Source organism: Moorena sp. SIO3B2, from assembly GCF_010692525.1.
Taxonomy (GTDB): Bacteria; Cyanobacteriota; Cyanobacteriia; order Cyanobacteriales; family Coleofasciculaceae; genus Moorena; species Moorena producens.
The window spans coordinates 1-2,081 of record NZ_JAAHHE010000389.1; the positions used below are offsets into that span (position 1 = coordinate 1).

General features: G+C 44.8%; 1 protein-coding gene. It reads left to right on the forward strand.

The features are described from left to right. Positions 1 to 1,834: tail fiber domain-containing protein (locus tag F6K38_RS34340; RefSeq protein WP_287359580.1), on the forward strand; the 1,834-nt coding region annotated here is incomplete at its 5' end. Positions 1,835 to 2,081: the final 247 nt, after the last annotated feature.

The following is a 2,081-nucleotide window of genomic DNA, read 5'->3' on the forward strand; positions in this document are numbered from 1 at the left end:
TGCTACTGCCGCCCAATTTGTTGGGGATGGTTCTCGTTTAACCGGCTTAGTCACCACTACCGGAAACTCAACTATTGACGGCTCCCTCACTATTAATGACAACCTTAGTGTCGGTGGTAATTTCCAACTCGGAACATTATCCATCAACGCATTTTCTAGCGATGGAAACTTGGCTAATAACAGTAATTTAGCTGTCCCCACCGAACAAGCCGTTAAAACCTATGTGGATAATCAAATTACCCAGGTTAATAATGCCGTTGATACCAAAGCTGCTATCAACGGTGCTGCTGAGCAAAATTTTAACGCCCAGAATTTGACAGTAGGGGGTAATCTACAGGTATCGGGGAATTTGGAAGTACAAGGGGATGTGATTGCCCGTGATACGGAGCATATTGCTGGCAATGTCTCCTTGGGAGATGAAGATAGTGATGTCATTACCATCGCAGGGGTGGTAAGTTCCGGACATTCCTCCGGAGCTTTGGAAGTTAATTCTGCCTTGCATACCACTGGGTCGTTGACTGTGGATGGCAGTCTCAGTGTTAGGGATGCGATCGCTACTAGTGAACTAAATGCCACTGGAACTATTCAGGCAAATCGGTTTGAGGGGGATGGCTCCGCTTTAACAGGTATTAATCCTGGAAAGTGGTCTGATGGTAGCAGTGGCAGTATTTACTACAACAATGGCAATGTAGGGATTGGCACATCAAATCCTAGCGCCAAATTAGAAGTGGCAGGTGCTTTAAAATTAGCAACTACTGGAACTCAGATTTTTTATAGTACCAATGAATCCGGTACACCTACTGGAGATGGTTTTCGACTCAGGTACGACAACAATTTCTTTGGGAGTAATCAAGATGCTTTAGTGATTGAAAAAACCGATGGTAATAACCCTAACCCTGATGGAGGCATTGCTTTTGTTAATACGGGTAACGATGGAGTTGTAGAAACCGCGCTAGTCATTAAAGGAAATGGAAATGTGGGCATCGGTACAACTAGTCCCGCATCGGGAGCGAAATTGGATGTTCGGGGTAATCTCTATGTTGGCGGTCAGGCAGCAATTGCTTCCAACAACTACTGGCACAGAGCGCAATCCACCACTGATAATCGCTATGGCTACTTTGAAGTCAGAAGAAAAAACAATCAGCGAGGTTTCTACCTGGGATGGGGCTCTCCTGGAAAATATGTAGATCTAAGACTTGAGGAAGGTAACGCTCTGGCCATAACAGGTGGTAAGGTTGGTATTGGAACAAACACCCCCAAGAGCACACAGCATATTGTCGGTGACTTAGTTCTTGGCAAAGATGTGAATAACCAGAAGTTTATTTTTCATTCAAGAACTAATGGTAATGGGGATTTTCTCCATATAACTTCTGATAACTCTGCGGGGGGTTGGGATTGGAGCAAAGGCATAATGTTCTTTCGCAATGGCGATGTCCGTATCAGAGGAAGATTGTTAGTCAATAATATTCCTTTTGGCGATCGCCGTAATATGCAGTGGGATAGTTCCAGCAAGCTCTTTTATCAAGATAACTCCTCCCGAAAAAGCAAGGAAAACATCGCATCTCTAGAAGACGATTTCACCAAGATTTTGCAAGTAGCACCAAAAACCTATACACGACCTGGGGATGCAGAACACTGGGAAATTGGATACATTGCTGAAGAATTTCATGAACTAGGTTTAAATCAACTCGTTTACTACGATGAAGACGGCTCCCCTGGGGCGATCAATTACCGCAAAATCAGCATGTACTTGGTTGAAGTTGTCAAAGACCTTGAGCAGAAGCTCCAGCAATATGAGCGCAGGCTCAATCAATTAGAAAAAAGGCGTTGTTGATTATGGTTATGGTTTCGCCCCCCTAGCCCCCCAATTCTGGGGGGAACAAAACTCTCTCTCAAAGTCCCCCAAATTTGGGGGATTTAGGGGGCTTGCGCAAAACCAGAGTATCCCGCATTCATACTTCAATTCAGCAACGCCCAACGTAAGCATTCAGTTAATGCCCGCAGCGCATAAGCTGATAGCTGATAGCTGATAGCTTAATGCTTACTACAAAAAGGTACCCTCAAGGGTACTACCAAGCCGG